Raw genomic sequence first — 25,795 nt, forward strand, 5'->3', positions numbered from 1 at the left:
TCAGAGCGCCTCCAGCTTGAACTGGTCGGTCGGCCCCTTCAGCGCGTTCTGCGACGCGCCCTCGGCGCGCGCGATATAGCCTTTCGACTTCTCGACCTCGGTACCGAGCGCGGTCACCGTCACCTTCATGCTGTCGAGCGCCTTCAGCTTGAAGGTGTCGATCGCGTCCATCGTGTCGTAGATATTCTGGAACGCGCGCTGGAGGGTTTCGAGCGGGATCGTCGAGGCGGCGGCCTGTTCGTGGATCCGCGCGGTGTTGCTCTTGAGCAGCGCGCCGGTCGAATCGATGATGTTCGCGGTCGTCGTGTTGAGCGCGGTGATCTGGTCGAGCACGAGGCGCTGGCTGGTCAGCGCCTGCGCGACGGTGACCGCGGTACGGAGTGCCGAGACGGTGGTGGTCGACGCACGATCAACGCCTTTCACCAGCTCGACATTGTTCTTCTTGACCAGATCGAGCGCCAGATAGCCCTGTACCGTCACCGCCATCTGGGTGAGCAGATCCTGGGTCCGCTGGCGCGCGTAGAACAGCGCGGTTTCGCGGATCGCCTTGGCTTTGGCGGGATCGGTCGCGTCGAGCTCGTTCGCCTTCTCCTCGAGCCGTTCGTCCATCACCTTCGACAGATGGACCATCTGTTCGAGCCGCCCCATCGCGGTCCACAGGTTGGCGCGCTCGGTGTCGATCGAGGCGTTGTCCATCAACAGCTCGTCCTTGCCCGAGGCGAGGCTCTTCAAGATCGAGCTGATATGGCTTTGCGACGAGCGGTATTTGTCGAAATACTTGTTCACGCTGCCGCCGAAGGGGATGATCCCGAGGATCTTCTTGCGCTTCGACAACGCGCCGCTCTTGCCGGGATCGAGTTCTTCCACCGTCCGGCGCAGCGCGGTCAAATCCTTGCCGACCCCGGTATCCTTATCCATCGCCTTGACCGGGCGATCGAGGAAGCGGTTCGACTGCCCCGCGGCGTCGCGGATTTCCTTCTGCCCCATCGCGGTGATCGCATCGACGCGGCGCCCGAATTCGGGGCTGTTGACGTCCTGCGCGACGAGTTCATCGACGAAGGTGTCGACGCGCGATTCGAGCTCGGTGCGCTTGGCCTCGTCGATCGGCACCAGCCCCGCCGCCTTCGCCGCGGTCACCGTCGGTACGGGATCGGGCGGGGTGAGTGTCAGTTCCTGCTCGGCGGTCATCGTCGGGGGGGTCGTCGCCATCGCGATAGTCTCCATTGCGCGGGGATCATGGTGACGCTTAGGTCTCCCGCATTCAAGTGTCATATAGAAACAATACACCGGCGATGCCAGCGCGATCGCAGACGGGAGACGCACCGTCCCGATACTCGGTCGTTCGGGCTGCCCTTTCCGCGCCGCAACAATTGGGCTATGGGCGCGCGCACATCATTCTTTCTGACATCGGGATTTCTCATGAGCCTCCGCAACGTGGCGATCATTGCGCACGTCGATCACGGCAAGACCACGCTGGTCGACCAGCTGTTCCGCCAATCGGGCACCTTCCGCGACAACCAGCGCATCGAAGAGCGCGCGATGGATTCGAACGACCTCGAAAAAGAGCGCGGGATCACGATCCTCGCCAAATGCACCAGCGTCGAGTGGGACGATCACAAGGGCCACAAGACCCGGATCAACATCGTCGACACCCCCGGCCACGCCGATTTCGGCGGTGAGGTGGAGCGCATTCTGTCGATGGTCGACGGCGTCATCCTGCTGGTCGATTCGGCCGAAGGTGCGATGCCGCAGACCAAGTTCGTCACTGGCAAGGCGCTGGCGCTCGGCCTCCGCCCGATCGTCGTCGTCAACAAGGTCGATCGCAGCGACGCGCGAATTCAGGAAGTGCTCGACGAGGTGTTCGACTTGTTCGTCAGCCTCGAGGCGACCGACGAGCAGCTCGATTTTCCGGTTCTCTACGCATCGGGCCGCAACGGCTATGCCAGCACCGACGAAAATGCGCGCGAAGGCACGTTGACGCCGATGTTCGAAACCATCGTCGAACACGTCCCCGCGCCGAGCGCCGACCCCGACGGGCCGTTCAAGTTCCTCGTCACGCTGCTGGATCGCGACAATTTCCTCGGGCGCATCCTGACGGGCCTCGTGTTCTCGGGCTCGGTCAAGACCAACATGCCGATCCACGCGCTCGATAACGATGGCAAGATCGTCGAAACCGGGCGTGCATCGAAGATCATGGCGTTCCGCGGGCTCGAACGCGTGCCCGTCGAGCAGGCGAGCGCGGGCGACATCATCAGCCTCGCCGGGCTCACCACCGCGACGGTGTCCGACACGATCGCCGACCCCAGCGTCACCGAGCCGCTCCACGCCCAGCCGATCGATCCGCCGACGCTGTCGATGCGCTTTGCGGTCAACGACTCGCCGATGGCGGGGCGCGAGGGCAGCAAGGTGACGAGCCGGATGATCCGCGACCGGCTGTTCCGCGAAGCCGAGAGCAACGTCGCGATCAAGGTGACCGAATCGAGCGACCGCGACAGTTATGAAGTCGCCGGACGCGGCGAATTGCAGCTCGGCGTGCTGATCGAGACGATGCGCCGCGAAGGCTATGAACTGGGCATCAGCCGCCCACGCGTGCTGTTCAGCGAAGACGAGAGCGGCCACAAGACCGAACCCTACGAAACCGTCATCATCGACGTCGACGAGGAATATTCGGGCACGGTCGTCGAGAAGATGAACGTCCGCAAGGCGGAGATGACCGACATGCGCCCCTCGGGCGGCGGCAAGACCCGGATCACCTTCTCGGCACCTGCGCGCGGGATGATCGGCTATCACGGCGAATTCCTGTCCGACACGCGCGGCACCGGGATCATGAACCGGTTGTTCGAGAAATATGGCCCCCACAAGGGCAAGATCGAAGGTCGCAAGAACGGCGTGCTGATTTCCAACGGTTCGGGCGAGGCGAACGCCTATGCGCTCGGCCCGCTCGAGGAACGCGGCATCTTGATGGTCGCGCCGCAGGAGGTGCTGTACGAAGGCATGATCATCGGCGAAAACGCCAAGACCGACGACCTCGAGGTCAACCCGATGAAGTCGAAGGCGCTGACCAACTTCCGCGTCAGCGGCAAGGAAGACACGATCCGGCTGACCCCGCCGTGGCGGCTGACGCTGGAGCAGGCGATCGCGTATATCGACGACGACGAACTGGTCGAGGTGACGCCCAAGTCGATCCGGCTGCGCAAGCGGCACCTCGACCCCAACGAGCGCAAGAAGGCCAGCCGCGCCAAGCAGGCCGCCTGACCATGCGATCCGCCCTCGTCCGCCGGGGTATCGAACCCTGGCGGATCGGGCTGACCTATTTCTGGCGCCACCGCCGCTGGCCGAGCCTGACCGCGCCGCAGCGGTTCACTGAACTCGTCCAGGCGCGCAAGCTCCACGATCGCGACGCGCGGCTGCCGGTCTTTGCCGACAAGGTCGCGGTGAAGGCGCTGGTCGCCGAGCGGCTGGGGCCGGAATGGGTGATCCCGACGTTGTGGCACGGCGACGCGCTTCCCGTGGTGGCGCCGTGGCCGGTGCCGTTCGTGGTCAAGGCGCGCCACGGCTGCAACCAGACGCTGATCGTCCGCAGCCCGTTCGTCGACTGGCACGCGATCCGTCGCCGCGCGCAGCGCTGGACGATGAAGCCCTATGGCCGCTGGCTCGACGAATGGCTGTACCGCCACATCCCGCCCGGGCTGCTCGTCGAACCTTTTGTCGGCGAGGGCGACCAGCTGCCGCTCGATTATAAATTCTACGTGTTCGCGGGGCGGGTCGAATATGTCCAGGTCCATCTGGGGCGCGGCGAGCGGCATCGCTGGCTGGTGTTCGATCGCGACTGGCGGCGCGTGTCGTCCCCGACCGCGGATGCCGATCCGGCCGCGCCGACATCGCTGACCCGGATGATCGCAGCGGCGGAAACGCTGGCCACCGGCTTCGATTTCGCGCGCGTCGACCTGTACGAAATCGGCGGACGACCGTTGTTCGGGGAGGTCACCTTCTACCCCGGATCGGGGCTCGATCGGTTCGACCCGGTCTCGCTCGATACCCAGATGGGGGCGCATTGGCTGCGCGCCGCGGCTGGCTAAACGCTTGGTGAACGACCCGTTCCGGCGGGGTTCAGTGCCACTTTTCTACTTTATGCAACACGGTCGGCCCCCGTGCGTTGGTGGTCCGCGGACCGGGCGTAGCGAGTAACTGGAGGTTCGAATCATGAACAATATTTTGACAAAAGCAGGGATGGGGGTCGCGTTGGCGGCGACCGCGCTCACGGTGTCGGCACCGGCGGATGCACAGCGCTATTACGGGCGCCACTATCATCGCGGCGGCGACGCGGCGGGGGCGGCGATCGTCGGCGGGATCATCGGCCTGGGCGTCGGCGCGGCGATCGCGAGCAGCAACAACAACCGCTATTATGATCGCGGCTATTACCCGCAGGGCAATTATTACGACCGCGGCTATTACCCCCAGCAGAATTATTACGACCGTGGCTATTACCCCCGCCAGAGCTATTATAATTACGATTATCGCCCTCAGCGGTGCTGGGTCGAGCGGCGGTACGATCCCTATTACGGGCGGGGCGTTCGCGTCCGCATCTGCGGCTGACACCGGTCCGAACGATCGGCGGCGCGGGGCGAGCAATCCCCCGCGCCGCTTTTTTGTAGCGGAGCCCCGCGCGAAGCGGTTAAGCGCACGCGCATGACCGACAGCCCCCCCGATCGCCTCTCGACCGACCCGTCGAGCCCCCATTTCGACCAGGCCGCGCTCGAACGCGGCATCGGCATCCGCTTCAAGGGTGCCGAGCGCAAGGACGTCGAGGAATATTCGATTCCCGACGGCTGGATCCGTGTCGCGCTCGGCAAGAAAGTGGACCGCCGGGGCCGCCCGCTAACGCTGAAGCTCAGCGGCGATGTCGAAAGCTGGTTCGAACGGCCTGCGGCAGGTGATAACGCCGACGAGGGCGGCGAACCGGAGGCTTAAAGCCCGCCGAGGATAGCGCTGCCTAGCAGTATCAACAGCTTGGCATCGATCGCCACGCCCTCACGTCGCTTGGCTGCGACGAAGGCCGCGATCTCCGCCATCGCGACGCGATGGACGGTGATGTCTTCCCCCGGGACGCCGCCGCCGTCACCGGTCTTCTCGAGTCCCGATGCGACGATCAGCGTGAAGCTCTCCGACGTCATCCCCGGTGACGAATAGAACTCGCCGCGTTCCTCGATGCGCGTTGCGCGATAGCCCGTTTCCTCTTCCAGCTCGCGCCGCGCCGCGACAAGGACGCTCTCGCCCGCTTCCTCATCGCCGACAAGTCCCTGCAGGCAGTTCAAGGCAGGCGCGGCCGATCGGCACGCGATATTGCTCTACGAGCAACACGAACCCCTCGCCATCAACCGCGACGATCACCGCCGCTGTGATGTCGCGGGTGCGTTCGGCATATTCCCATGTGCCTTGCCGACGCACCGCGAGGTAGCGTTCCGCCCACATCGTTTCGACCGGCTCGGTCACAGCTCGATCAGGCGGTCCGGCAGCTCGTTGGGGTCGGTGCCGGTGTGCGGGAAATGGTCGGCGAGTACCGCGCCGACCTGCGCGATCGCGGCGACCATCCCGTCGCCCGCATTCCCCCGTTTCAGTCCTTCGACCAGCGCGGCCATCGCCTGCCCCCACGCGTCGGGCGATACCTTGGCGAGCACCGCTTCGTCGGTGACGATCTCGGCGCGGCGTTCGGCAAGGCTGACGTAGAGCAGCACCCCGGTCCGCGTCGCGGTCCGCGCCTCGATCGCGGCGCGGAACAGCAGCACCGCGCGCGCCCGCACCCGCCGGGTCTTGGTCGAGGGCGGAGTCAGCAGCATCCGCACCGCATCGGGGCTCGCCGCCCAGCGCAGCAGCAGGAACACGGCGATCAGCAGCACCAGCAACGCCGACAGCAACTGCCCCATCGTCCATGCGCCGCCCCAATCGCCCCTGCCATAGACCGCGTCGAGCACGGCGACAAAGCGCGCCGGGGTCGCCGCCATCACCGCAACGAGCAGCAGCATTCCCAGCAACGCCCAGTGGAGCGCGGCGTCGTGATACGCGTCGGATCGGTGCGCGACGATCGCGATGATTTCGGCGTCGGTGGTCGCCTCCGCCGCGGTCACTGCCGCGCCGATCGCGGCGCGGTCGCTCGCATCGATGCTCATCACCAGCCTCCCGAGGCGCCGCCGCCGCCGAACCCGCCGCCGCCGCCGCCGCCGAATCCGCCGCCGCCCCAGCCACCGCCGCCCCAGCCACCACCGCTGCCGCCACCCCAGCCGCCGGACGATCCGCCGCCGCCGAACCCCGATCCCCATAGAAAGATCGGCAGGTTGCTGCCGCGGAATCGGCGTCCGTGCTTGCGGTTGGCGAAGCGCAATCCGATGAACACCGCGATGATGATCAGCCACACGACCAGCCCGAACGGAAAGCCGTCGGTGCTGCTGCCAGCGCGCGCATGGGTCTTGTCGAACGCTGCCGCCGCGGCGTCGGTGCGCGCCTTGGCCTCGTCGGGGGCCGCGCGCAGCTGCGCGATGATCGCGTCAGTCCCCGCCTCCATCGCACCGGGCACGTCGCCCGCCTTTAGCCGAGGCATCATCGTGTCGTCGATGATCCGGTACGACAGCGCGTCGGTCAGAATCGGTTCAAGGCCATAGCCCACCTCGATCCGCGGCCCGCGATGGCCCTTGGGCTCGTTGGGGGCGATAAACAGGATCGCGCCGTTGTTGACGTCGTTCAACCCGACGCCCCAGGCGCGCCCGAGCTTGTAGCCGTAATCCTCGATCGGATAGCCCTGCAGATCGGGGATCGTGGCGACGATCAGCTGGCGCTTCGTGTCCTTCTGGAGCGCGTCGAGCTTGGCAGTCAGGTCCGCCTTGGTCGCATCGGGCAGGATGTTGGCGGCATCGACGACGAAGCCGGAGAATTTGGGAAAGGTCTGCGCGGTCGCCGCGCCAGTCCAGACGAGGGTCAGGACCAACGCGGCGATCAGCGCGAACAGGCCGCGCCAGGCCAGCGCGATACGGGGCATCGCCCGGCTCAGCTTGCGTTCCCGAAATTCACCGTCGGCGCGGTCTCGGCGCCCGGGGTCGTCGCCGCGAACGGGGTCATCGGCTTGGCACCATAGAAGATGCGCGCGCCCACCGCGGCGGGGAAGGTGCGGATCGTCGTGTTATAATTCTGCACCGCGCTGTTGTAGTCGCGCCGTGCGATCGCGATCCGGTTCTCGGTGCCTTCGAGCTGGCTCATCAGCGTCCCGTAATTCTGCTGACTCTTCAGCTCGGGATAGGCTTCCTGAAGCCGCTGGAGCGACAGCGTCACCGCATTCTGCGCGCGCTCGTAATTCTGCACCTTGGCGGGATCGGTCAGCTCGTCGCCCGATACCTTGACCTGCGTCGCCGACGCGCGCGCCTGCGTCACCTGGACCAGGATGTCCTTTTCCTGCGCCCCCGCGGCGCGGACCGTAGCGACCAGGTTGGGGATCAGGTCGGCGCGGCGCTGATAGTCGTTCTGGACATCGGCCCAGCGCGCCTTGGCATTTTCCTCTGCGGTCGGGATCGAGTTGATCCCGCATCCGGACAGCGCAACCGCGAGCGTGGCCATCATGGCGACGGGGGCGATGGGACGAAGCGACATGGCCTGAGTTCTCCTGTTCTGTGCTATCCATATAGGACACTCGGACGACTTGGTGAAAGCGGAATCGGCGGCTAGCCTTGCTTTTCGATGGCCCTATGCGAGGACACTTTGGACGATGTTCAAGGAATTCAAGACGTTCATCATGCGAGGCAACGTGCTCGATCTCGCGATCGCGGTGATTATCGGGGCCGCGTTCGGTAAGCTCGTGACCTCGCTGACCGACGATATCCTGATGCCGATCATCGGCAAGGTCTTCGGCGGACTCGATTTCTCGAGCTATTTCGTCCGGCTGGGGCAGATCCCGGACGGCTATTCTGGATCGCTATCGAATTACGCCGATCTCAAAAAGGCGGGCGTGCCGCTGATCGGCTATGGCGAATTCATCACCCAGGCGGTCGACTTCCTGATCGTCGCGTTCATCATCTTCCTGATCGTGCGCGCGGTGAACACGCTCTTCCACCATCCCACGCAAAAGCCCGCAGAGCCCGCTGCTGAGTCGGCCGACATCACGCTGCTGCGTGAAATCCGCGATGAACTGAAGAAGCGTCCCTGACAGTTACGCCGCCGCCAGATCTTCGGCGTGCGCATCGGCGAGGCTGGTGCCGTCGAGGATCCGCGCGGTCTCGTCGCGGACGCGCAGCATCGCGTGGCGGATCGCGCAATCCGCCTCGCTGCGGCAATCCGCGCACGCCCGATACGCGGTCCGGCTGACGCATCGGACCAACGCGAGCGGGCCTTCGATCACGCGGATGATATCGCCCATCGAGATCAGATGGGTCGGCCGCGACAGGCAATAACCGCCCAGCTTGCCGCGATGGCTGTGGATCAATCCCGCCGCGCGCAGGTCGGCGAGGATCAGTTCGAGGAACTTACGCGGCACCCGCGCGTCGCGCGCGATCCGGGTCATCGGGATCGGCGGACCGCCGGCGGGAAATTCGGCGAGGAACAGCATCGCGCGCAACGCGTACCGGGAACGCTGGGTCAACATGATGCCGACCGTTATGACCCGCTATTGTGGCGAGCGAAAGGCCAGCGATTGCGGTGCGGCGCGGGATTGCCTATATCGGTCGTGCCGGAGGCTTCGGCCTTGGCTATGGCGATAAAGGATTGCGTAAAATAGACGCAGCGGACCCGGGGGCAGTACCCGGCGGCTCCACCATAAGGTGGTGTTCTGGACACCGTTTCTGACGGGGCCGAACCAGGATCGACGTGTGTTGAAAGGCGTTTTCTTTTGCTCGGAATGGGACCACCGTGACGGCCCATACACAAGTGCCAACGATAACGAAGCACTCGCGATTGCGGCGTAACTGAGGGCCTCACGGCCTAAGGTTATTCTAAAAAAGCGCGGTCGGACCCCACCGGGCAACAGAAGGGGATTCCAGCGGTACGGGGAGCACCGGGCAACAGAAGCTCCCCACTATCCTGTTATGCCATGGGCACTTCTAGCCGCGCCACCGTGGTCTTACCTCCGGTCAGCGTGAAATGACCGCCGATCTGTTTGGCCAGCGTTGTTGCGATGCGGAGTCCCAGACTGTCCTGTGCCGCGCTGTCGAACCCGTCGGGCAAACCGCCGCCGTCGTCGCGCACCTCGATCGCATAGATATCGTCGATATGATGGCCGACGACGAGTTCGATCTGCCCCGGCTTGGTCGCGAAACCATGTTCGATCGCGTTGGCGAGCGCTTCGGCGACGATCAGCGCAAGCGGCACCGCGCGCTCCGGCGTGACCGTCAATTCACTTGCACACACGACATCACAGGTGATGTCGGCGCGCCCCGAGGCGTCGATCACGTCGTCGGCCAGCGTCTCGAAGAACGCGCACAGGTCGCTGCCCTGGCCCGCGGGATCGTAGAGCTGGCGGCTGATCCGTCCGATCACCCCCAGCCGCCGCGACGCCTCGTCGAGCGCGCCGCGCGCGACCGGATCGGCGACACGGCGTTTCTGAAGCGACAGCAGCCCGGCGACGACCTGAAGATTGTTCGAGACGCGATGCTGGAGCTCGCGGAACAGCAGCTTGCGCGTTTCGGCGAGTTGCGCGCTCAATTCGCGTTCGCGGGTCAGCGCCGCGTTCGCGGCTTGCATCCAGTGGACCAGCGCGATGTCGATGACGACGGTGATCGTATAGAAGCCGAGGCCCACCGCGGTGCCAGCATCGACCACGAAGCTGTCGACCGGCGGGATGAAGAAATACCAGGCGAGGATGCCGCTCAGCACCGCCGCGAGCGCCCCCAGCCGCGCGCCGAACAAAAACGAGGTCAGGATCACCGCGGGGAAGAAGGTGACGAACTGATAACCGTCGGGCAGCCACGGCAGCGCGCCGAGCCGCGCGAGGAAGGCGATCGCGACCAGCACCAGCGACCCCGTGACCGCGGCGGCGGGGTGGACCCCCTTCAGCGGGAATTGTTCGATCAAACTAAGGGACTTGCGCTCGGTGGTCACCGCCGCGCTTGTACCGCGATCGCGGCGCGCGTCACTGCGAAAAATGCGGGCCGCAAAGCACGGGCGTTGTCGCGCGGCGGATCGCGGCGTATCCTGCGTGCAACCACGTTCAGGAGAAGACGCCATGGCCACGCTCGCACCCCCGGCTCCCGCCCCGACCACCACCGATGCCGACTATGCGCCGGGCGAATGGGAAGCGCGGGTCGACCTTGCCGCCGCGTACCGGCTGGTCGCGCTCTACGGTTGGGATGATCTGATCTTCACCCATCTGTCGGCGCGGGTGCCCGGCCCCGAGCATCATTTTCTGATCAACCCGTACGACATGATGTTCGAGGAGATCACCGCGTCGAGCCTCGTCAAGATCGACGTCGACGGCCAGCCGGTCGGCGCAACGACGCACCCGGTCAATCCCGCTGGCTTCACGATCCATTCGGCGCTCCACATGGCGCGCGACGATGCCGCGGCAGTGATGCATCTCCACACCCCGCACGGCCAGGCGGTGTCGGCGATGGAATTCGGCCTGCTGCCGCACACCCAGACCTCGATGATCGCGGGCCACGACATCGCGTATCACGACTATGAAGGCGTCGCGACCGACCTCGAGGAGCGCGAGCGGCTGGTCGCGGACATCGGCGACAAGCATGCGATGATCCTGCGCAATCACGGCACGCTCGCGGTCGGCGATTCGGTCGCGTCGTGCTTCCTGCGGCTCTATTTCCTCGAACGCGCGTGCGAAGCGCAGGTGCTGATGCTGTCGGCGGGGCGCGATCATCTCAACAAACCCAACCAGGGCGTCGAGGACAAGGTCGCACACCAGTCCAACCCCAAGGGAATGGGCGCACTTGCCGAGCGGCTGGCGTGGCCGGCGCTGCTGCGGAAACTCGACCGGATCGACGCGAGCTTCCGCACCTGATCACGCGCGCCGCGCCCGCGATCGGCGAGCTTGATCTGTTTGAGGGACTGGGGAGGGCGATCGTAGGATGATCCGCCATCCGCCATCATCCCCGGAACCCCGCGATGCCGCGTTATTATTTTTCGATCGAGAACCACATCAGCGACGTCGACCGGGAGGGCTCGGTCCTGCCCGATGCGCACGCCGCGCGGATCGCCGCGGTCAAGTTCCTCGCCGAATCGCTCCGCGACGATCCCGATCTGGTCTGGGACAGCCACCAGCTCCAGGTGAAGGTGGAGGACGAGCGCCACCAACCGATCCTGACCGTGACCGTCGCCGCCAGCGGACCGATCGCCGACAGCTGATCGGGCGGTGTTGCGGCAGCTGATGTCGACACATGCCGCACTCATAGGATGGTTGAACTGTTTGAGCTTTCTGAAGCAGCATGCGACGATCTGCCACGAGCACCAAAGTTGGGCGGCTCGTCGCCGCTATTGAACGAGATTTGGCTGAACGCGAAATTCGGGAGCTCGACGTCACTCCTGCCGTCGCGCGACATTCAGCAATCGCCGGTGATTATCGCCGACAGCAGCGCGCCTCGGCGGTAGATCTGGCCGGCGCCGAAGCATCGCTGCACGCTGTGCCGGCACTTCGCGATCTCATCGAACGGAGCGGACGGTGCGTCTGAATTAGGGCTGGAAGGCTGGCATGCATCGTTGCCTTCGCCAGCGGACGGAAGCGTTCCGCTAAATTACTGTAGATGGAGCGGGTGAAGGGAATCTGCTCCACTTTTCCATCTCGCTGAAACCCGCAGAAAACCGCGGTTTCGTCATCATCCGAAACCGCTTGTGCTACAGTTTGGTGCGCAATTCAACTGGCCGCGCGTTGGACCGCTTTGCGTTCAACGGCAGCCGTCGAAGCCAAAGTTCGCCAGTCCCGTACGCGGTCGCCGTGACGCTGACTTGTGACAATTCGTGAGATCTCGGAAAACAGAGGTTGCGCCTGTTGCGTCAACACCGACCGATCGCGACATTTTCTTAAATCGCCATCACTCTCGCACCATCTTCGCGGCGGCTACCTGTGGCCTAGATACAACGGCACAATCAAAGCGTCATGGCCCTAGGAACTCACCTGAACCGCAGGAATTTGCACCGCATGACCGATCGCCAGGCCCGTTCCGTGACCCAGCTAGCGGAAGCACCGCAATGCATATTGGTGGTCGAAGACGAGGTGCTGATCCGCTTCGTGATCGCCGACTATCTGCGAGATTGTGGCTATCATGTTATGGAAGCAGCCGACGCTACCGAGGCGGTAGCGTTACTTCAGGTCGAGGCTGCCCCGATCGATCTGGTGTTCTCTGACGTTCAGATGCCCGGCGAAATGGACGGCTTCGGTCTGGCGCACTGGGTGCGGGCAAATCGTCCCGGCCTTCCGGTCATCCTCACGTCTGGGAACGCGCGAACCGCCGATCTCGGCGAGCAACTATGCGAGATCGGGCCGGTCGAGACCAAGCCCTATGACGCGGCGTCGCTGGTGACCAGAATGCAGACGCTGCTTGCCAGGGCTGCAGCGACGGGCGTCGATAAGGGTCTGGGCCACTGGTCCTAAGGCGGGTGTCACTCGGTCTCACCAACGAGGGACCGGCAGCGCCTCCAAGGAGGGCCGGGCGAGTAGGTAGCCTTGGATGAGCCAGATCCCCAGCGAGACGATCGTTGCCAGTTCTTCGCGCGTCTCAACGCCTTCGCCGACAACTGTGATGTCGAGATCTGTCGCCATCTTCACGATCGCCGCAACGATCGCGCGCTTCGCAGCGCTCGTGTCGATGTCTCGAATAATCGCCATGTCGATCTTGATGACGTCGGGCTGCATTTCGGCGAGGAGCCCGAGACCGGCATAGCCTGCACCGAAATCGTCGATCGCTGTCGTGAACCCGCGCCGGCGATAGGCCTCCACGATATTCCGCACGTGCGCAGTGTCGCGCATCTTCTCGGTCTCGGTGAATTCGAACATCAGCCGATCTTGGCGGAAGTTTGCGCGCCGCGCTGCGTTCAGGGTCGCGCGGATGCAGGCGTCGGGCTGATACACCGCGTTCGGCATGAAGTTGATCGACAGCTTGGTATCGGCGTCTGCCGGGAAGAGCTTGCCCGCCAGTTCGACCGCCTTGACGCGACAGGCCTGGTCGAAGCCATAGACGGCGTTGCTTTCGACCATCTCGAGGATCGTCGCAGCGCTCTCGCCCGCGGTGCCGCGGACGAGCGCCTCGTAAGCCCACACCCGCGTTGTGCGGACGTCGACGATCGGCTGGAAAGCCATCGTGAAGTCAAACGGGAGTCCCTTCCCCTCTTTGCATCCATGGCAGATGCGGGACGAACGCTCGGAAGGTATCGCTTCCTTCACGGGGGCCATGAAACTCACGTCCAGTCCTCCAACTTACCAAGGGCATTGCGCGGCACTTTCTCGCCCAGACGATATGCGACTGGGCGCGCGTAGGCGGGCAGGCTGGCTGAGGCCCGTGCAGCGAGCTCACCGATAAGTTGGTCGCCGTCCAGGCGACCACGGGGCACCACGAATGCCTTGAGCCGACCGGTGTCCCCAAGCCGTATCGCGACGTCGCCCACCATCGGGTGACCAAGGAGGGCGTTCGCCACCAAGGCTGGGTCGACGTTGCGGCCGCCAACTTGGATTGCGCCGTCGCGCCGGACGCCGAGCTTGAAACCGGCGTCGTTCACCACGATCGTGTCCGGCAAGGCGATGACTGTGCCCTCCTTCGAAACGAGTGCGTGTCGTTCGTCGCCGTCGCCGTCGCCGTCGGCAGGCGGCGCGAATTGCCAACGTGGCAGCAGCGTGTAGTCGCTGCACATGCCTTCACGGATGCCGATGCCCCCGGTCTCGGACGAACCGTAGACGTCGAGCATCCGGGCCAGGCCCGCATCCAGCAACTTCCGCTTATCGGCGTCTGCCAGCGGACCGGCTGCGTTCACGCCAATTACGTCCGCTGGAATGTGCGCACCGGCGCGCACGAGGCCGCGCCAATGGTCCGGCGCGGCGATCACGAGGTCGCCGGGCGCAAGCGGGATCCCGTCTACGCCGGTCGTTCTGAAAACTGGCAGATCCGCGACTGCGGGTAGCAGGATCGTCCAGATCAGTCCGTAGATGTGTTCCCCCGGGACGAGCGCGAGCACGCGACGCCGCGTGCCGACGACCTCGCTGAAATGTTTTGCCTCGTCGAGCAGGTCGGCGAGCAGGTGACGGCAGAGCTTGGGGGTGCCGGTAGTGCCAGACGATCGCAGCCAAAGTGCGGGCTCGCGATCCTGCCAGTGGTCGATCACAAATGCCGCCCACTGAGCGACGCTCGCGGCGCGAGTGTCGTCGCGCTTCGAAGAATTTACGTCTATGGCGAACATCTCGGACAGCCCAGACCACACGCCCATCTGTTCTAGCGAGTCTATACCTAGTCCGGCCTCGTCGAGTGTCGCGTCGTCTCTGTCAGCGGCCGCTAATTTGGGCACCCCGAGACCGCCCGGGCCGCGCAGCCTGGCGATCTCGCTGATGACCACACCCCATATCAACGATCGCAGCGCTGCGATGCGGATCGTACTGTTCATGCGGCTATGGCTGCGGGGCGAGCCGCCTGCACGCAGTTGCGGCCGCTTCGCTTCGCCACGTATAGGGCCTCGTCCGCGCGCGCGAGCACGTCCTGCCCCGACGCGACCGCGCAGCCGAAGCTGGCGGTTACCGCGATCCGATGCGGTCCCGAAACCGTCCGCATGTCCTCGATCAGCGTTCGAAGCTCGTTGGCGATGGAGCGCGCCTCCTCTAACGGCGTCGCCGGCAGGAGGACGGCGAACTCCTCGCCGCCAAGCCGCGCGAGCAGATCGGTCGGTCTGATCGCGGCGGCGACGGTCTCGGCGAACCCACGCAGCACGGCGTCTCCCGCGAGATGGCCATAGTCGTCGTTTACCTGTTTGAAGTGATCCAGGTCGATCATCAGAAGCGACAGCGGCGCTCCGGTCTCGCGCCACGTCTTCAACTCGCGATCCAGCACGTGCTGGAACCTTGCCCGATTGGCGGCGCCCGTGAGATGATCCTCAGTCAGAAGGCGGCGTAGGTCGTGCGCGTCCTGCGAGTCGCGGCGAACGTCGCGAAGCACGAGCGTGTAGCCGGTAAGATCGCCTTCGGGGGCGGTCCGTGCTGCAAGCAGTCGCTGGCACCAGTATCTGGAGCCGTCGAGCCGCTCGTGCCAATCTTCGGCGAGGTGCCAGCCGTCGCGGGCGGCAAGGCGGAGCTGCTCGCAGACCGCGATTGCGCCGGCGCCCGCGGTGCGGTCGAACAGATCGGCCATGGATCGCCCAACCGCCGCGTCGCAGCTGTACCCCGACTGCTTCGTCCAGGAGGCGTTAGCGGCGTCGATCAGGCCGTCCGCGGTGACGGACAGCACCGCATAGTCATTGACGTCGTTGAGCAGCGACGCGAACCAGGTCTCCGCCTGCTTCAGGCGGCGTTCCTGCGCCACCTGAAGCGTCACATCGGACAAGCACGCGATCGCCCGCTCTGCGTCAAGCTTCACTACCGTGCAGGCGAGCACCTTTGGATCGGCGCCGTCGGTAGGCGGCGCTAGATCGACCATGATCCGGTGGCCGTCGCAGACCGAGCCACGGCTCGGTTCGAAAGCCTCTAGCATGTTGCGGAGCTCAGGGGCGCAACGGTCGAGCATCGCGAAAAGGTTGCCGGGATCGCGGCCTTGGGCGAGCGGCAACAGATGCTTCATCGCGTGCGGGTTGATCATAGCGATGTCGCCCGACATGTCGATCTGGACCAGTCCGACGGGCGCGGCGTAGAGGAACTCGAGCAGGCCCTCGGCTTCGGTCACGTCGTCCATGCGATCACCGCTCGATCAGGATGAAGCGGAGCGGCGCGCCGGCCCGCGCCAGGAGCCGCAGCCTGACCCGCGTGGGTCGCATCCGCAGGGTGAGCACATAGGGGATGATCTCGTCGAGGGTGGGTTCATCCTCGAAGCGCTGCGCGACCATGAAGTTATTCATGCATTGCGCAACGGTCTCGAAAAACCCGGATCCGAGCACACTCTCCCGATCGAGGCCGGCCATCGCGGCCTCCGTTCGATTATAAACCTGCGTTGTTCCCTGGTGATCGACCCCGACGACGCCAAAGGGAAGCCCGTCGCGTTCGCCTTCAGCCATCGCTTCGAGCTCGGCGAGATCGATCGTGTCGAAAGAAAGTTGTGCGATCGTAACCACGCTGGTCTCCATGAGAGTGTACCGCCCGGTCTACGTTGCACGCGTTAAGCATTGGTAATGGCATTCGACGATTGAAGCAGCGGGCGCCTTGATCACGATGCGCCTCCGCGTAGGCGAGGACGACCGCTCCGATTGTTGTGATCCAAAAGCTCGGTCCGGCGCATATCTGGTGACCGCTAAACATGAACGAACGGCCGGTTTCGGCCATGCGCTCGCTGTCATCGAGCAGCATGTCTCTCGTGTCCACGACGAACAGCGCTGGTGGCAGATTCGACAGGTCGCCGCCGCGACAGGCGCGCCCGCCGACAAGCCCTTTACGACGATCCGGGCTGTGCCGAATTCTTCAAGAGCGTCCTTGATCGTCCACAATGCCGCGGCCTCGCAATCGTCGACCAACGCGCTGATCGGGTTTGACGCCGATCACCCCGTCGAGGGGATTGCTTTCGCACGCCGATCCACATCTCGGTGGCGGCGCGAACGCGATGGGCGCGCTGCTGATCAACCTGACAGTAGCTCTTCGCGTTGTCACAACCGCCCCGTCGACGCCAGTCGTCCCGTCCACGATCCGGCTCCCGATCGTGCTGGCAATACCCGAACTGACGCGATTGAAGGCGGGCTGACCATCAGGTGCATTCATGAATTTGGCATTCTCGCTAAGTAAGCTCCTCGTTTCTGGACCGTTTCACGCCACCAGTGGTCGAGCATCGACCATCTCTGCAAGGACGTCAGCCATGTTAGCAAGCGTCGAAAAAGTTGGCTTACCAATATGCCTGATCTTCGTATCGATAACGCAAAGCGCGCCGATCCGGGTGCCGTCGCGAACGATAATCGGTTGACCCACATAGGTGCGGATATGAGGTTCGCCTACAACCAGCCGATTTTGCGCAAAGCGATTATCGTTGGCGGCGTTGTTCACGACAAGCGCGCTATCCTGCACGATCGTATAATTGCAAAATGCATCGCCCCTCGGCATTTTTGTCTCTTGAAATCCGTACGCTGACTTGATCCACTGGGTTTCGCGATCGATAAAAGTCAACAGACATACAGGAAAAGCGAGTATCTCTGCGACGTGGCGCGTAATGAGATCGAACGGACGCTCGTGCAGGGAGTTAGCCAATTCCTTGGCATGAAGTAGCTTAATACGAGCAGCTTCATCACGAGGGATGGGAAATCCTACCTCTTTAGGCTCGTTTGGGCCGTTCAAAGCAAGTGCGCTCGAGGCAGTACGAGACTGTGCTTTTGCGCCTGCCTGAAACTGATCGCAGGTCGCGTTAAGCTTTGCGAAAAAAGCCTGAGGATCGTCAATTATTTGCCGCTTCAAGAAGCAGGTTGAAGCCCCCAACGATTGAAGCCTGGATTGCATCAACACGCTTTTTGCCACTTGATCCGAAACGACAACCTTGCAGGTGCTGCCCACATGGGCGGTCATCTGAAGCAGCGCAGCCCCATCAATATAAGGCATGCACAAATCGATCGTGACCACATCGGGGCGAAGTCGACCAATCAGATCGCACGCTGTCTTGGCGTCACTCGCGACGCCAACTACCTTGAAATCGGGGCGGGTGCCAAAAGCGGTTTCGAGCATAGTCTGTATAACCCGGGAGTCATCAACGATGACTACTCGTCGGACGATTCTCGTTGTACCCGTCATTGCGCCTCTCCTGGTTAACATCGGTTCGGCGCTACAGATAATGTAGCCAATGTTATAACCGGATGTTTATAACGATAGAGTTATCAAGGCGTTACCAAAGCCTCTGGGAGGGTGGTCTCGACTGTCGTCAAGGCCGTGCCGCGTCCAGCATCGCTAACATCCCCAGCCACAAACCCGCAAAAAATCAGCAGCGCGCGCTCGGCCAAAGCGAGTGCGATGTTCGCAAACTGGATCCGCTGCCCATGGCGACGCCCCACTTAACTCGGGGATCCACCGTGCGTTGGGCAGATCATGGAGCAGTGCTGCCGCGCCGGTGTGATCGCTGACTTGGCCAATGGAAATGAAGAAGCTGAGCGGGATGCTTATCTTAGGTCACGCCAGAAAAACACCTCTGCTTCATTGTCCGGCAATAGACCATAAAGTTCACCCGCCTTTGTCCAGTCTGTTGACTCGATCAGGGCGATTGCAGACTGGTTGCTTGCTTTCGTCGATATGAACACGCGACCGGTAAGCGCGATGCTCATACTCGTCATAATATTCTTTCCGATCCCCTGTCTTCGATGCATTGGCTTCACGACCAACCTATTGACGTAGTCCAGACCAATGCAGCCCCTCATTTGCCAAGAAATGTAGCCCAGGATGGTGCCATTTTGCTCGGCCACCAGCATGCGGCGTTCCACAATTTCTGTGACCCGGTCGCCAGGTAAAAGATGGAATGTCATTACCTGCGGGAGATCATTTGGCTCCGCTTGTCGAACGATTGTCAACGCTCGTCCTCGCCGTCTGCAAGGTCTGAACCCAGCATTTCCGCTGGAACACTGGAGTTCCGCGCTGACCCTCGATCGTAGTCGGACCTCAGCGATTCAAGGATAGTAGTTAGCGGCGCGCGAGATTGCCACATCGGAGCACCGATCCCGACGGCCTCGTCAGCTGTGTCGGCCTGCACGCTCTCCGCGGTGTCAACGATGTCGATGGCGTCGCCGATGTTGATTATCGAGCGCTCCATCAACCCGTGAATCAGGCTTTCGACCAGCAGTAGCGCCGCGCGGCCGTGCGGATCGGGCATTGGATCCGTGCCCCCCAACAGCGTGGCGTCGTTGTCATTGGCTGGCATGAAAGCGCCTCCATACAGGCGAGAGTTGGCATAATCTCTCTGTCGCCGACGCCTGGGTCATCGTGCCGACGATGCAGCCCATGTAGGGGCCACAGCGAGAAACATCGCAACATATAATAACATTGGGCAATATATCTCGGTACTGTTATACGTGGATTTTCAGCGGTAGAACCCCACATGGTCAATCGCTTTGTAGACCATGGAATGCCCCTCAGCTTCGATTGCCTCGACATAACGCTGAATTCCGAGTCTCAGCAGTTGAGGATGGAGCGGCATGACCCGATGGCGGGCCTTCCGCTTCAGGCCCCCCTTGGTTATTCCGCCGTCCTTGCTCCGCGTCATGTTGGCCTGCACGAGGACATAAGGAACTTCGCACTCGAAGTTGAAATCCGCGATCTCGAACCCGGCGCCTTCTTCGCGAGCGACGCCCATGTAGGTACCGAACAAAGGTAGCCAGTACGCTGCATCCTGAAAAACCTTGGTGGCCGGGAATGGCTTGATGCGATTATTTGCACCACCGCCGCCTTGCCACAACGGAAGGGAATACATTGTCCTGAGATGTGCTGGCGTCCACGGCACGCGCTTGGGGTTAGCAAAATCATCCTCGATCTTGGTCCAGGATTTCAAGAAGCTGAGGACTTTGTCTCCGCCATAACGGGGGCGCCAGTGAGTTTCGTGAAGCACCTCTTCAGCCGCCGCGAGGATGATCAGGTCGCGATTGATCGTCCTGCCGCTGCGCAACGTATCTGACGTGGGAGCTCCGAAAGCGGTTGCGTCGAAGGGCATCTTCATGGGGCCCGACTTGCCCAACTTGCCGAACCTGATGGTGTTCGGAATATCAGTCATGGCCTTGACGAAAGCGATGCGGTCTTCTGGACCGTAGTCGCTCAATGCCTTGTCGTGCGTGATCCACGCGAAGGTCTCGAGGATGCGTCGACGTTGCCCGTTGTCGGGTGCGTATTTTTTGTTGAGGACCATGGTCGCGAGAACCGCGTCGATTTGATCGCTAAAGCGGATCGTCGTCGATCTGGCAAAATATCCATTACCGGCGGATGACGAGGGCTCAGCGGTCGGCAGCGCGGGTGCCAGGTTTCCCGCGGCAGGGCGCAGGGGGGTCACGTGGCGTGCCTGTTGAACGAGATCGTCTTCCAGGAGGCGGAGGCCTGGCACATCACGATCTGCGAATAATGGATGGTCAACGAGCGGGGCGCGCTTCTGGGCCTCGATCCGGCCGCGGATCAGGCTCCACCGCGCCTCGGTCGCCGTTGCATCGTTAATAGGCGTGCCGAGCGCTTCAAGTGCATCTACCGCATCGCTGCGGCTGACCGTCATCGGCGTGATGTACAGACGCAGCATATTCATCAATAACCGGCGCTCGGAATCCGTCCACGTATCGTCAATGTGGTCCTCGATAATTTCGGGCGACAATTCTGCGGTGTCGTGTGGTACCGAGCCGACGATCGTGTACGCGGCGACTGCGACCTTGCTGAAGGCGGCCTCGTCGATGTCCGGGCGGCGCGGTGCCGTCACGTGCCGCGTGGCGTCGGCAAGTTCATGCTCAAGGCCCTGACGGAACAGCGCTCGCTGCTCATCAAGGGTTAGGGTTCCCCGTTCAATACTCTGTTCAACCTGCATTGTAATCGCGTCCCATCTCACGGCCAGACGGTTCACGATGCGTCGCGCATCCGCCGGGTCCGCCGTGCCTAACGCGACCATTATAGGCTGGCGGTTGTCGCTGCCGAAGCTGAACCTGCGTCGGAAGTGATAGCGGCCGTTCTTGCGGAGCAGATAGGTCTGGCGTCCCATGGAGTTCACGCTCCCCGGGTGGGTGAAGCGTGTGCGACCCGTGTGTGGGATTCTTTGTGTGCCGTTAAGTGGGAGATAGTTCGCATTTCCGCCTCAAATTGGCGGTTTTCTGCGGGTTCAGCGCGAATCTGGAGCGGGTGAAGGGAATCGAACCCTCGTCGTAAGCTTGGGAAGCTTCTGCTCTACCATTGAGCTACACCCGCATTTCAATGACTTAGCTGCGTGGTGCGCACGGCTTTTACAATGCGTTTTACAGTTGGTCCTGAAGATGGCCATCTGCCTGCGGTCGGGTGCGCCGTCAATGGCGGATTTTCGTGCCGGTCACGAACGCACTCAAGGCATGGGTCCAGACGAGCAACTCTCCCATCATCGATGCTGCCCGTCCGTTCTAGCGCTGTTGTGACTTCCGCCGGCCTGATCGGGATCGTCTGTCTGGCGGAGAACGCGTTGTCAGCAATGCGCCCCAGTATCGGTCGGCGAAACGCAGCCTCGCTGGTCCCGTTAGCGGACATTCTGACGCAGGCTTCTGACACCGGGAACCCCGCAGAAATCGGACGCATATGTCTAGGCTCCTGACCGACCGGTTGTGACACCAGCCTCTCGCCATATAAGGTTGTCTTTTTTCACTTGACTGCCAGATTTGCGGGTTTATATATAGTTCATCAGCAAGGAAGCTCGCTATGCACCCCTCGTCAAACATCAACCTCCGCCATCCTCTTTCCCAACATGCGCTGCTGCGCATGCAACAGCGTTCGATACCGCAGCATGTCGTCGCCTTTCTGACGGAGCTGGCCAATCCGGTCGACGCGGGCTGCGGCTGTACCCTTCACCGTTTCGACGAGGATAGTTGGGCCGAGGCTCGCCGCCTTCTGGGCGGCCATGCCCCCCGGCTCGACCGCTACCGCAATGCTTACGTCGTCCTCGCAGCCAACGGTTTGGTCGTCACCGCCTCCCGTCTGCACTGATCAATCGGAGAAGTAGTATTTCCATCCATCTCACCCGGATCCAGCGCACCAATTCGGCGACCGGTTTGACCGAACGCCCTTGGCGTCAGCGCGATCGTATGTTCGTTCTCGGTGATCCGGCTCACGGTTCGCACCGCCACCACAAAGAAAACGCTGTACTCGTCTCCAGCTACCTCGAAGCCTTGGAACTGGTGCGAAAAGGCTTCGCCATCCGCATGTCGGATGGTCGATCAGCGCCCAGTCTCGTCGCGCCGGGCTCGCTTGAGTTTATCGTCGAGCCCGTCAACCGGCTCGACGACCTGTGGACTTACACCATGCCCGAGCCGCCCTTTTCACTGGAAGCGGTCATGGTTGAACTGAAGCAGCACCTGCGATCGCAAGCCGCGGATTTGGGTCTAATCGCCAGCGGGGACGCAGCGAGCGCATTCATCGGCTTTCCATTCGATCCGGTCGACGATGGCGAGAGCAGCGAAGCGCTGGAGCGCATCGACTTATCGCGGTTCAACATGACGCGCATCGTCACCGCCTCCTATCATAGCGCGTTCCGTCCAACCGCCGAGAGCCGATCGATCTCGGAGGACGACGTCGAAGAGCTGGAGCAGATCATGGTCGGCTCACTCGCTCGGTTCAGCCGTCGGCACGGTTCGCCGCTCGACCGCGAGGGAAGTGCGCTCCAGCGAACGATCCTTTCGGCCTATTACAGGTGGAAGATCGCTGATGGCTGTTTCCTCGCAAGCGAGGCGTCAGACGGAAAGGACGGCGCAATCGATCAAAGCGTTACCGAGGCAGTGGCGGCTCTCACCGGCATGCCGGCGACCGCTGTACGCAACACGCTCAGCCGCGATGGCCTGAGCGTGGTCAGGTCGAAACTCGACCTGCCGGCGCTGACAGACTGGGTCGTCACCCGCCGTAACTTCTCGCCTCTACGTGAAGAGGAGACATACGAGGGGCGGTGGGCTTGGAGGATCGCCAACGATCTTCACGATCAGCCGGGACCCACAGGGTTCGCGAAAGCCCGCTCCCGGATTGCCGACCCTTTGCCCGACCTCGACGAGGCCGAAGCCGCTGTCATGAAACGCCGCGCCTCTAACGAGATGCCGACCGCGGCCGAACTGCGACGCTACGCTTTGGCGCTGCATGTCTCGCCTGACTCTCTGTTCTCAGCGCTTCAGACCCTTTTCGGTCGGCGCTGATCTGCGTCCGCAACTCTAAATCCACAAAGGAAGCTATGGCCCAGTCTCTTTTTCCGCGCTTCGCCACGACCGTCCGCGATCTCACCGATGTCGAAGTCTCCGACCCGCGCACTTCGGCCAAACTGGCCTTGGCGCATGCCGATGCGGGCGGCCGAACCGTGTCGATGGTCTACGCTCCATTCGACCATATGAACCCGACAGCGCGCATCGCCATTGTCGGCCTGACGCCAGGCCTTCAACAAGCCCGGAACGCGCTTTCGGCTGCACGAGCCGCCCTGCGTCGTGGTGCCAGCGTAAATGACGCAGCTGCGGAAGCGAAGGTGTTCGCCAGCTTTTCGGGTCCGATGCGCGCCAACTTAGTCGCCATGCTCGATCGGATCGGCGTTGCGCGGCGTCTCGGGCTTGCGTCCACCGCCTTGCTCTGGAGCGAGCGCGCAGACCTCGTCCATTTCACCTCGGCGCTACGCTACCCGGTCTTTGTCGATGGCGAAAACTGGTCCGGGCAGCCCGACGCGCTTCGCATCCCGCCTATGCGGCACTGGCTGCTGACCTATCTGGGCGAAGAACTGCGCTCGTTGCGCGGCGCGCTCCTGGTACCGTTAGGGCCGAAGGTCAGCATGATGCTCGATTACCTAGCGGATCAGGGCATCGTAGATCGCTCGACCATTCTGGACGGTCTTCCCCATCCGAGCGGGGCGAATGCCGAGCGCATCGCCTACTTCCTTGGACAGAAGCCCCGCGATCGGCTTTCGGCGAAGACGAACCCGACGCGGCTGGATGCTGCTCGTGCGTCGCTCGAGGCGAAGCTCAAGGCCGGGTAGCGAGCAAATGAGCGGAGGCCTTCGTCCTCTGCTTGAGTTTCAGCGCGACAAGCTCGACAGTTTCCCGGCCACGGCATGGAGTCTTTTGGTCGGCCGGTTCCTCGGCGGCATGGCGATTACACTGATCGCGCTCGGCATCACCACATCGCTGTTGCGTTACAGGCTTTACGACGCGGACCGGGCGATCAGCCGCTCGGTCGCGTTCGGCGCGTTGACGCTGGCGCTGCTCGCGGTCTTCGCCGGCAGCGAAAAAATCATCGAAGTGCTGGGAGAGGAATATTTCGGCGAAAGCCTGGGCGCACTGGCCGGCGGGATCGGCGCGGCGATCGCGGCTGTGATGATTGCGCCGTTGCATCACCGCGTGACGCATTGGGCAGAACATCGTTTTCAGGGCGCACTGATCAAGCTGCGAACCGGCCTGCCGCTGCTGGTCGGCGACATGCGCGAAACCGCGACGCCCACGCATCTCGCTGAGGTGCTGCTCGATCGTGTCGAGAGCGGCGTGCGAGCAAGCCGCGGCGCTATCGTAATCGATAGTAAGGTGGCGGCGGCCAAGGGGATCGCTGTTGATGCGGTACAGGAATGGCTTGGCGCTTGGGTCGTGTCATCACAAGTCAGCGCACTCGATTGCGATCGAACCGACACGTTGTTCCCGTTGCGCGCCCCATTATACGCCGACGGTGTCGGGATGGTCGGCTGGCTGCTATTGGGCGGGCGGCCCGATGGAAGCTTCTACGGCAAGGACGAGCGCGTCACTATCGCCACGATATCTGAGCCCACCGCCCGCGCGCTGGCGATTGCCTTACAGCGCGCCGCACGAGAAGCGGCACGCGCCGAGGAGATTGGCGCGCTGCGCGGGGAAATCGGCGATCTTCGCGCGATCGTTGCGCGTCTCGGAAGCCATCGTCGCGCGGGATTCCGCCCTGCCGCGGAGGGTGCGTAACTGCCGCCATCGATTGATCCAGCGAACGACAGCTGGGCAATCCTCGTTCCCGAAAGGTGTCGGACTGCAAACCACCAGTTCCGGCCGCACGCAGCAGCGAAAAACGATACTGCAGGGGGTCGGGCGATTGGCGCCCCGGAGGCGGACGCTAGGGCGGCGCGTAGGAATGCGCGATCGGCTTAGCAGCCGGGGCCGCGGCAGCCGAGCGTTACATAATTGTGGGAGACGAGACGCCACTCGGTCGATCGTTTCGACCAGTGCGCTAAATAGGTGCCGTATGGCGTCGCGGCACCCGATGGCCGTTCCGCCGGGCATCGCCAGTTGCCGATTTCGGCGGCTCTCAACACGCCGCCGGCCTGGCCCACGGTGATGTTCGCGGGCTGCCTGACACAGCGGTTCGCGGGGTGCGGCGAGGCAAAATCATCCGCCCAGCGTTGCCGCATCTCCTCCTTGCTGCGAATGATGCCGTCATTGCCGCCAACCAGCACATAATCGTCGGCCGCCATGCGCATCGTGCCGTCGAGATCGCTGGCGGCGATGGCCGCGTTGTTGGCGCGGCGAAGTTCGATGATGGCCGCTTTCTCGGCTTTCATTTCGGACGCTGTCGGCGGCTTTGCCATGCCGGCGGCGCTCAGCGACACGGCGAGGGTCAGGCCCATCGGCCAGCTATAGCGAAATGACATGATCCGGACCCCCAGTCCGCCGCACCTTAGTGGGGATGGCCGACGAGGGAAATGCTTCTTCGGTTGGCGATGGTGCCGGCTGTTGGCGAGGAGAAGAAGCGGGATCCCGGGCCGAGCCCAAGTGAAAATTGACGATGTCCGCTCCCCACCAGCTTCGGACCCTCATAAACGCGCGACGGAGGGCTCGCGTGAGCGTCGGGTTTTAGGGACACCGATCCGCGTGCTGAACGGCGGCAGTTAGGGCGCAAAGCTGCCGTTGCACTCCTGCTAAATAACCGTGCCCTTACTTCAGATCGCCGCCCCAAAGCGGCCGACCGCTACCCACCATTTGTCCAGCTCGCGCCTATCTGCACGAATGCACCTTCGAGTTTTCCCCATCGCCGACAGCGACCGGCACA

General features: G+C 63.0%; 28 protein-coding genes, 1 tRNA gene, 1 other RNA gene and 1 pseudogene. 13 read left to right on the plus strand and 18 right to left on the minus strand.

All coding sequences use genetic code 11. The annotated features are described in order from the left end of the window. The gene (locus EAH84_RS05375; RefSeq protein WP_140868867.1) at nucleotides 1-1,209 is read right to left on the minus strand and encodes a toxic anion resistance protein; all 1,209 of its coding nucleotides are present in this window, start codon (nucleotides 1,207-1,209) and stop codon (nucleotides 1-3) included. A gap of 210 nt (nucleotides 1,210-1,419) precedes the next feature. Here EAH84_RS05375 and typA point away from each other — a divergent pair, with 210 nt between their 5' ends. From typA to EAH84_RS05395, 4 genes are all read left to right on the plus strand, one after another. Continuing rightward, nucleotides 1,420-3,255 carry a translational GTPase TypA gene (gene typA, locus EAH84_RS05380; RefSeq protein WP_140868870.1) on the plus strand — a complete coding sequence of 612 codons (1,836 nt, stop codon included), beginning with the start codon at nucleotides 1,420-1,422 and terminating at the stop codon, nucleotides 3,253-3,255. 2 nt (nucleotides 3,256-3,257) lie between these two features. Continuing rightward, nucleotides 3,258-4,079 (plus strand): ATP-grasp fold amidoligase family protein, encoded by an 822-nt coding sequence (locus tag EAH84_RS05385; RefSeq protein WP_140868873.1) that lies wholly within the window; start codon nucleotides 3,258-3,260, stop codon nucleotides 4,077-4,079. A gap of 124 nt (nucleotides 4,080-4,203) precedes the next feature. Beyond that, a complete protein-coding gene (locus tag EAH84_RS05390) occupies nucleotides 4,204-4,596 on the plus strand; it encodes a hypothetical protein (protein ID WP_140868876.1) in 393 nt (130 codons plus the stop codon). A gap of 93 nt (nucleotides 4,597-4,689) precedes the next feature. After that, nucleotides 4,690-4,971, plus strand: coding sequence for a DUF3297 family protein (locus tag EAH84_RS05395; RefSeq protein ID WP_140868879.1), 282 nt, complete (start codon nucleotides 4,690-4,692; stop codon nucleotides 4,969-4,971). On the opposite strand, the pseudogene EAH84_RS05400 reads toward EAH84_RS05395, so the two are convergent. The 4 genes and pseudogenes from EAH84_RS05400 to EAH84_RS05415 form a co-directional block, all read right to left on the minus strand. After that, nucleotides 4,968-5,472: pseudogene (locus tag EAH84_RS05400) on the minus strand (NUDIX hydrolase). The gene EAH84_RS05395 and the pseudogene EAH84_RS05400 sit on opposite strands and share 4 nt — an antisense overlap. A 17-nt stretch (nucleotides 5,473-5,489) precedes the next feature. After that, nucleotides 5,490-6,167: a TPM domain-containing protein gene (locus EAH84_RS05405; RefSeq protein WP_140868883.1), complete on the minus strand. Its 678-nt coding sequence runs from the start codon at nucleotides 6,165-6,167 to the stop codon at nucleotides 5,490-5,492. Then, a complete protein-coding gene (locus tag EAH84_RS05410) occupies nucleotides 6,167-7,030 on the minus strand; it encodes a TPM domain-containing protein (protein ID WP_140868888.1) in 864 nt (287 codons plus the stop codon). Before EAH84_RS05410 ends, EAH84_RS05405 begins: the two co-directional genes overlap by 1 nt. An 8-nt stretch (nucleotides 7,031-7,038) precedes the next feature. After that, nucleotides 7,039-7,635 carry a LemA family protein gene (locus tag EAH84_RS05415; protein ID WP_140868891.1) on the minus strand — a complete coding sequence of 199 codons (597 nt, stop codon included), beginning with the start codon at nucleotides 7,633-7,635 and terminating at the stop codon, nucleotides 7,039-7,041. Between the two features lie 115 nt (nucleotides 7,636-7,750). Between EAH84_RS05415 and mscL the strand changes: the two genes are divergently transcribed. After that, complete coding sequence (gene mscL, locus EAH84_RS05420) at nucleotides 7,751-8,188, plus strand: large conductance mechanosensitive channel protein MscL (protein WP_140868894.1); 438 nt, start codon at nucleotides 7,751-7,753, stop codon at nucleotides 8,186-8,188. Between the two features lie 3 nt (nucleotides 8,189-8,191). Here mscL and EAH84_RS05425 read toward each other — a convergent pair whose 3' ends face one another. Continuing rightward, nucleotides 8,192-8,623 (minus strand): RrF2 family transcriptional regulator, encoded by a 432-nt coding sequence (locus EAH84_RS05425; protein ID WP_140868898.1) that lies wholly within the window; start codon nucleotides 8,621-8,623, stop codon nucleotides 8,192-8,194. Nucleotides 8,624-8,667: 44 nt separating this feature from the next. Here EAH84_RS05425 and ssrA point away from each other — a divergent pair. After that, nucleotides 8,668-9,015, plus strand: a transfer-messenger RNA (tmRNA) gene (gene ssrA / locus EAH84_RS05430). Nucleotides 9,016-9,060: 45 nt separating this feature from the next. Here the strand turns inward: ssrA and EAH84_RS05435 are convergent. Beyond that, entirely contained in the window at nucleotides 9,061-10,074 is a 1,014-nt protein-coding gene (locus EAH84_RS05435) for a sensor histidine kinase (protein WP_161978336.1), read from the minus strand. Between the two features lie 124 nt (nucleotides 10,075-10,198). Here EAH84_RS05435 and EAH84_RS05440 point away from each other — a divergent pair, with 124 nt between their 5' ends. From EAH84_RS05440 to EAH84_RS05450, 3 genes are all read left to right on the plus strand, one after another. Further along, complete coding sequence (locus EAH84_RS05440) at nucleotides 10,199-10,987, plus strand: class II aldolase/adducin family protein (RefSeq protein WP_140868909.1); 789 nt, start codon at nucleotides 10,199-10,201, stop codon at nucleotides 10,985-10,987. Between the two features lie 104 nt (nucleotides 10,988-11,091). Beyond that, on the plus strand, nucleotides 11,092-11,331 hold the full coding sequence (locus tag EAH84_RS05445; protein WP_140868914.1) for a DUF6894 family protein: 240 nt from the start codon (nucleotides 11,092-11,094) through the stop codon (nucleotides 11,329-11,331). 790 nt (nucleotides 11,332-12,121) lie between these two features. After that, the gene (locus tag EAH84_RS05450) at nucleotides 12,122-12,574 is read left to right on the plus strand and encodes a response regulator (protein ID WP_140868919.1); all 453 of its coding nucleotides are present in this window, start codon (nucleotides 12,122-12,124) and stop codon (nucleotides 12,572-12,574) included. An 18-nt stretch (nucleotides 12,575-12,592) separates the two neighbouring features. On the opposite strand, the gene EAH84_RS05455 is transcribed toward EAH84_RS05450, so the two are convergent. The 10 genes from EAH84_RS05455 to EAH84_RS05505 all read right to left on the minus strand — a co-directional run bounded on the left by EAH84_RS05455 (nucleotide 12,593) and on the right by EAH84_RS05505 (nucleotide 20,995). Continuing rightward, nucleotides 12,593-13,372 carry an EAL domain-containing protein gene (locus tag EAH84_RS05455; protein WP_140868923.1) on the minus strand — a complete coding sequence of 260 codons (780 nt, stop codon included), beginning with the start codon at nucleotides 13,370-13,372 and terminating at the stop codon, nucleotides 12,593-12,595. A 5-nt stretch (nucleotides 13,373-13,377) separates the two neighbouring features. Further along, entirely contained in the window at nucleotides 13,378-14,571 is a 1,194-nt protein-coding gene (locus EAH84_RS05460) for an AMP-binding protein (RefSeq protein ID WP_140868928.1), read from the minus strand. Further along, entirely contained in the window at nucleotides 14,568-15,845 is a 1,278-nt protein-coding gene (locus tag EAH84_RS05465; protein WP_140868933.1) for a GGDEF domain-containing protein, read from the minus strand. Before EAH84_RS05465 ends, EAH84_RS05460 begins: the two co-directional genes overlap by 4 nt. A 4-nt stretch (nucleotides 15,846-15,849) precedes the next feature. Continuing rightward, nucleotides 15,850-16,221 (minus strand): phosphonate transporter, encoded by a 372-nt coding sequence (locus EAH84_RS05470; RefSeq protein ID WP_241656478.1) that lies wholly within the window; start codon nucleotides 16,219-16,221, stop codon nucleotides 15,850-15,852. A 30-nt stretch (nucleotides 16,222-16,251) separates the two neighbouring features. After that, the gene (locus EAH84_RS16600) at nucleotides 16,252-16,617 is read right to left on the minus strand and encodes an alpha/beta hydrolase fold domain-containing protein (RefSeq protein WP_206663944.1); all 366 of its coding nucleotides are present in this window, start codon (nucleotides 16,615-16,617) and stop codon (nucleotides 16,252-16,254) included. Between the two features lie 286 nt (nucleotides 16,618-16,903). Further along, nucleotides 16,904-17,872: a response regulator gene (locus EAH84_RS05480; RefSeq protein ID WP_161978338.1), complete on the minus strand. Its 969-nt coding sequence runs from the start codon at nucleotides 17,870-17,872 to the stop codon at nucleotides 16,904-16,906. Between the two features lie 362 nt (nucleotides 17,873-18,234). Next, nucleotides 18,235-18,639 (minus strand): GNAT family N-acetyltransferase, encoded by a 405-nt coding sequence (locus tag EAH84_RS05490; protein WP_140868944.1) that lies wholly within the window; start codon nucleotides 18,637-18,639, stop codon nucleotides 18,235-18,237. Further along, a complete protein-coding gene (locus tag EAH84_RS05495; RefSeq protein ID WP_140868948.1) occupies nucleotides 18,636-18,986 on the minus strand; it encodes a hypothetical protein in 351 nt (116 codons plus the stop codon). Before EAH84_RS05495 ends, EAH84_RS05490 begins: the two co-directional genes overlap by 4 nt. A gap of 159 nt (nucleotides 18,987-19,145) precedes the next feature. Further along, nucleotides 19,146-20,792 carry a hypothetical protein gene (locus EAH84_RS05500; protein ID WP_140868952.1) on the minus strand — a complete coding sequence of 549 codons (1,647 nt, stop codon included), beginning with the start codon at nucleotides 20,790-20,792 and terminating at the stop codon, nucleotides 19,146-19,148. Nucleotides 20,793-20,921: 129 nt separating this feature from the next. Continuing rightward, nucleotides 20,922-20,995, minus strand: a tRNA-Gly gene (locus EAH84_RS05505). A gap of 477 nt (nucleotides 20,996-21,472) precedes the next feature. Here EAH84_RS05505 and EAH84_RS05510 point away from each other — a divergent pair. From EAH84_RS05510 to EAH84_RS05525, 4 genes are all read left to right on the plus strand, one after another. Next, the gene (locus tag EAH84_RS05510) at nucleotides 21,473-21,757 is read left to right on the plus strand and encodes a hypothetical protein (protein WP_140868956.1); all 285 of its coding nucleotides are present in this window, start codon (nucleotides 21,473-21,475) and stop codon (nucleotides 21,755-21,757) included. A 98-nt stretch (nucleotides 21,758-21,855) separates the two neighbouring features. After that, a complete protein-coding gene (locus tag EAH84_RS05515; protein ID WP_140868959.1) occupies nucleotides 21,856-22,950 on the plus strand; it encodes a hypothetical protein in 1,095 nt (364 codons plus the stop codon). A gap of 35 nt (nucleotides 22,951-22,985) precedes the next feature. After that, nucleotides 22,986-23,771, plus strand: coding sequence for a hypothetical protein (locus EAH84_RS05520; protein ID WP_140868963.1), 786 nt, complete (start codon nucleotides 22,986-22,988; stop codon nucleotides 23,769-23,771). Further along, nucleotides 23,728-24,714, plus strand: coding sequence for a hypothetical protein (locus tag EAH84_RS05525; RefSeq protein ID WP_140868966.1), 987 nt, complete (start codon nucleotides 23,728-23,730; stop codon nucleotides 24,712-24,714). The genes EAH84_RS05520 and EAH84_RS05525 overlap by 44 nt, the downstream gene beginning before the upstream one ends. A gap of 179 nt (nucleotides 24,715-24,893) precedes the next feature. Here the strand turns inward: EAH84_RS05525 and EAH84_RS05530 are convergent, their stop codons facing one another. Further along, a complete protein-coding gene (locus EAH84_RS05530; protein ID WP_140868969.1) occupies nucleotides 24,894-25,397 on the minus strand; it encodes a YybH family protein in 504 nt (167 codons plus the stop codon). Nucleotides 25,398-25,795: the final 398 nt, after the last annotated feature.

Origin of the sequence: Sphingomonas oligophenolica (genome assembly GCF_006438955.1) — a bacterium.
Taxonomy (GTDB): Bacteria; Pseudomonadota; Alphaproteobacteria; order Sphingomonadales; family Sphingomonadaceae; genus Sphingomonas; species Sphingomonas oligophenolica_A.

Bases quoted from the DNA above. Each gene is read 5' to 3' on its own strand.
- EAH84_RS05375 (WP_140868867.1), bottom strand. From the start codon at position 1,209: ATGGCGACGACCCCCCCGACGATGACCGCCGAGCAGGAACTGACACTC.
- typA (WP_140868870.1), top strand. From the start codon at position 1,420: ATGAGCCTCCGCAACGTGGCGATCATTGCGCACGTCGATCACGGCAAG.
- EAH84_RS05385 (WP_140868873.1), top strand. From the start codon at position 3,258: ATGCGATCCGCCCTCGTCCGCCGGGGTATCGAACCCTGGCGGATCGGG.
- EAH84_RS05390 (WP_140868876.1), top strand. From the start codon at position 4,204: ATGAACAATATTTTGACAAAAGCAGGGATGGGGGTCGCGTTGGCGGCG.
- EAH84_RS05395 (WP_140868879.1), top strand. From the start codon at position 4,690: ATGACCGACAGCCCCCCCGATCGCCTCTCGACCGACCCGTCGAGCCCC.
- EAH84_RS05405 (WP_140868883.1), bottom strand. From the start codon at position 6,167: ATGAGCATCGATGCGAGCGACCGCGCCGCGATCGGCGCGGCAGTGACC.
- EAH84_RS05410 (WP_140868888.1), bottom strand. From the start codon at position 7,030: ATGCCCCGTATCGCGCTGGCCTGGCGCGGCCTGTTCGCGCTGATCGCC.
- EAH84_RS05415 (WP_140868891.1), bottom strand. From the start codon at position 7,635: ATGTCGCTTCGTCCCATCGCCCCCGTCGCCATGATGGCCACGCTCGCG.
- mscL (WP_140868894.1), top strand. From the start codon at position 7,751: ATGTTCAAGGAATTCAAGACGTTCATCATGCGAGGCAACGTGCTCGAT.
- EAH84_RS05425 (WP_140868898.1), bottom strand. From the start codon at position 8,623: ATGTTGACCCAGCGTTCCCGGTACGCGTTGCGCGCGATGCTGTTCCTC.
- EAH84_RS05440 (WP_140868909.1), top strand. From the start codon at position 10,199: ATGGCCACGCTCGCACCCCCGGCTCCCGCCCCGACCACCACCGATGCC.
- EAH84_RS05445 (WP_140868914.1), top strand. From the start codon at position 11,092: ATGCCGCGTTATTATTTTTCGATCGAGAACCACATCAGCGACGTCGAC.
- EAH84_RS05450 (WP_140868919.1), top strand. From the start codon at position 12,122: ATGACCGATCGCCAGGCCCGTTCCGTGACCCAGCTAGCGGAAGCACCG.
- EAH84_RS05455 (WP_140868923.1), bottom strand. From the start codon at position 13,372: ATGGCCCCCGTGAAGGAAGCGATACCTTCCGAGCGTTCGTCCCGCATC.
- EAH84_RS05460 (WP_140868928.1), bottom strand. From the start codon at position 14,571: ATGAACAGTACGATCCGCATCGCAGCGCTGCGATCGTTGATATGGGGT.
- EAH84_RS05465 (WP_140868933.1), bottom strand. From the start codon at position 15,845: ATGGACGACGTGACCGAAGCCGAGGGCCTGCTCGAGTTCCTCTACGCC.
- EAH84_RS05480 (WP_161978338.1), bottom strand. From the start codon at position 17,872: ATGACGGGTACAACGAGAATCGTCCGACGAGTAGTCATCGTTGATGAC.
- EAH84_RS05495 (WP_140868948.1), bottom strand. From the start codon at position 18,986: ATGCCAGCCAATGACAACGACGCCACGCTGTTGGGGGGCACGGATCCA.
- EAH84_RS05500 (WP_140868952.1), bottom strand. From the start codon at position 20,792: ATGGGACGCCAGACCTATCTGCTCCGCAAGAACGGCCGCTATCACTTC.
- EAH84_RS05510 (WP_140868956.1), top strand. From the start codon at position 21,473: ATGCACCCCTCGTCAAACATCAACCTCCGCCATCCTCTTTCCCAACAT.
- EAH84_RS05515 (WP_140868959.1), top strand. From the start codon at position 21,856: ATGTTCGTTCTCGGTGATCCGGCTCACGGTTCGCACCGCCACCACAAA.
- EAH84_RS05520 (WP_140868963.1), top strand. From the start codon at position 22,986: ATGGCCCAGTCTCTTTTTCCGCGCTTCGCCACGACCGTCCGCGATCTC.
- EAH84_RS05525 (WP_140868966.1), top strand. From the start codon at position 23,728: ATGCTGCTCGTGCGTCGCTCGAGGCGAAGCTCAAGGCCGGGTAGCGAG.
- EAH84_RS05530 (WP_140868969.1), bottom strand. From the start codon at position 25,397: ATGTCATTTCGCTATAGCTGGCCGATGGGCCTGACCCTCGCCGTGTCG.